Consider the following 2,993-nt stretch of genomic DNA (forward strand, 5'->3'; position numbering starts at 1 on the left):
CGGTTCGATGAGCCGAGTCACGACCTCGCGGCGCCCGGCCGACGCGCTCGACGGCCCGGTCGGCGACGTCACGACCCGGGTGGCCGATCGGTTGATCGATGCCGTCGAACACGACGCTGCCCGGACCGATCGGGGCCCAGGTGACGTCCTCCTCGCGCTCGACGAACGGCGTCAACAGTTGCTGGTCGGCGCGTGGATCAACGACGAGATCAGCGTCGTCAACGAGGACCGCCTGCGCGCCGGGAGGCGCCCGCTGGACCTCGCCGACGAACACACGTTGCGCAGCCGCGTCGTCGCCGAACTGACCGGTGCGGGTCCGTTGGAACCGTTCCTCAACGACGACGCCGTCGAGGAGATCGACGTCAACTCCGCGTCGTCGACCTGGATCACCTACGCAGACGGACGCAAGGTCGATGTCGGCGCGCTGTGGAACTCCACGGTCGAGCTGACGGCGTTCCAGAAACGATTGGCGCTGCGGATGCGCGGAACCGGCGAGGGTCGGCTCGACACGTCATCGCCGATGTTGACGATGCAGGCCAACGACGGGTCGCGCATCGTGATGGTCCTCGGCGGAGACGGTGAACACGGCATCTCCACCCATCCGCGGATCGCGATCCGTCGATTCGTCGTCCGTCAGGTCGGACTCGACGGCCTCGCCCACCTCGGCCTGTTCCCGATGACCGTCGTCGCCCAGCTGCGTGCGCTCGTTCGATGCGGATTCACCATGTTGGTCTCGGGCCCTCCCGGTGCGGGCAAGACGACGCTGCTCACCGAACTGCTCGGCGAGGTGTCACCGCTCGAACGGATCATCACGGTCGAGAAGAACCTGCTCGAACTCCGCCTCGAGGACGACCCCCGCCATCCGGATGCCCCCGCTCTGTTCACCCGCCACACGAATGCGGAGGGCGAAGGCGAGATCACCACCCGTCAACTCGTCGAACTGACCCGGCGACTCAATCCCGATCGGGTGGTCGTCGGCGAACTCGTCGAGGACGAAGCACTCGACATGTTGGACGTCGCCTCGATGTGCAAGCGCGGTTCGCTCGCCACCATCCACGCGCACACCTCCGACATCGTCCTGCAGCGACTGGCGTACTACGTGTCGAAGTCGAACACGAGCCTGCCGGAATTTGCCGTCTGGAGTCTGATCGCCCAGACGGTCGACTTCATCGTCCACATCGATCTCGTGCGCAACGCCGCCGCCGAGCAGGGCACGACTCGCCGGGTCACCTCGATCGTCGAGGTCGGGGGACTCGGTGAGCGGGGCGGGGTCGCCAGCACCGAGGTGTGGGGGCTCGACGCGGACGCCGAACTGACTCAGCTCGCACCGCTGTCCACGCGCCATCTCAGCCGCCTTCGGCTGTCCGGGTATCAGCCGGACGACTTCGCGATCCGGGAGAACCCGTGAGCGCCGGCCTGCTTCTCCTGGTCCTGTCGTCCACGCTGCTCCTCCTCGCCGTGGTCGTCGTCGCCGACGCCGTCCGGTCGGATCCCGACGTCGAGCCGGACGCGAGCGCACCAGCTCACGGTGCGCTGGTCGACTCCGGTCGCGCCGTGCGCGCGCTGTGGGCCGGAGCGTGTGGAGTCGTCGTGCTGGCCGTGTCGGGTTGGGTGGTGCCCGCACTCGTGATCGCGACCGCCGCATGGTTCTGGGTCGCCGCGTTCCAACGGCGCGGCACCGGCCACACGAACGATCTCGAACGAACTGAGGCACTGGCGTCGTGGATCGAGAACCTGCGCGATGTCCTCCTCGCCGGTGACCAACCGATCGGTGCGATCGCGTCGACCGTGCCGAGCGCCCCGCCGGCGATCCGCCCGGCGGTTCGGCGGCTCTCGGCCGCGCTCGGTCACCAGGACCCCGGCATCGCGTTCCGCCGCTTCGCGGACGAACTCGACGATCCCCTTGGCGACCTCGTCTCGGCCGGGTTGCTGATCGCGGTGCAGCGCGGAGCGCGCACTGTCGCGGTGCTGACCGCGCTGGCCACACAGGCGCGAGTCGCAGCCGATCGACGCCGCATCGTCGAAGCCGAGCGGGCACCGATCCAACGCGAGGTGTTGCTCCTCTCACTGATCATGGGCGCGCTGGTGATGGTGTTGCTCGTGTTCGGAAGGGCCGCGTATCTCGACGCCTACGACACCGCGGAGGGTCAGCTCTTCCTCGGCGTCGTCCTGGGCGTGTACGCGATCCTGCTGCTGCGCGTGCAGCGGTTGTCCAAGTTCCCCACACCGAGCCGGTTCATCACGGGCGCGAATGGCCGCAATCCGGCACCGGCCACGATCGGGGCCAGCCGATGAGCAGTCTTGGAACCATCGTCGTCACGAGCATGTTGCTCGCTTTCGCGGTGGCCCTGGTCGTCACGGGCTGGCTGCAACCCCGGCCATCCCTGCGCGCTGCGGTCGAGCATCTTCACCGGCCGCCCACGATCCGCGAGCGCGACGGTGAAACCACCGATCTGATCACCCGGCTCGGTTCGTTCGCCGAGCGATCACCCGTCATCGAGCGCCGGTTCGCGTCGCTCACCACCCTGCAGATCATCGGACGTCCGGCCACCACCCACGTCGGGTACCTGGTCGTCGCCGCGCTGACCGGGCTCATTGTTCCGTCGCTGATCCTCGCCGTCCTGGAGGTCGCAGGTGTGATCGACATCGCGGTCGTCGTCCCCATCGCGATCTCGCTGGCCTGCGCGGTCCTCGCGCCACTGCTCGTCCATTCCGCCGCGGTCGCCGAGGCCGACGAGATGCGGATCGACCTGCGCCATCAACTGTCGGCCTACCTCGACATGGTCACGATGTTGCTGGCCGCCAACACCGGGCACGAGGGTGCGCTCCAACAGGCGGCCGATGTCGGCGACGGGCTGCTCTTCGGACAACTGCGCCGGCGGATGCGCGAGGTCGCGACGACCGGGAGGAGCCTGGTCGACGCGCTGTCGATCGTGGCCGACGATTTCGACCTCCCCGAACTGCAGCAGGTTGCGTCGGCCGCGGCTCTGTCC

Annotated in this window: 3 protein-coding genes; all 3 read left to right on the forward strand. The window is 68.4% G+C overall.

Annotation, left to right across the window (positions count from 1 at the left end; translation table 11 throughout):
• The coding region (locus WBV89_RS14715) for a CpaF family protein (protein ID WP_423982107.1) at positions 1 to 1,408 on the forward strand (1,408 nt) is incomplete at its 5' end.
• Positions 1,405 to 2,295 carry a type II secretion system F family protein gene (locus WBV89_RS14720; protein ID WP_423982108.1) on the forward strand — a complete coding sequence of 297 codons (891 nt, stop codon included), beginning with the start codon at positions 1,405 to 1,407 and terminating at the stop codon, positions 2,293 to 2,295. The genes WBV89_RS14715 and WBV89_RS14720, both read left to right, overlap by 4 nt.
• A partial coding sequence (locus WBV89_RS14725; RefSeq protein ID WP_423982109.1) for a hypothetical protein occupies positions 2,292 to 2,993 on the forward strand: 702 nt, incomplete at its 3' end. The genes WBV89_RS14720 and WBV89_RS14725, both read left to right, overlap by 4 nt.

Origin of the sequence: Ilumatobacter sp. (genome assembly GCF_049588435.1) — a bacterium.
Classification (GTDB): Bacteria; Actinomycetota; Acidimicrobiia; order Acidimicrobiales; family Ilumatobacteraceae; genus Ilumatobacter_A.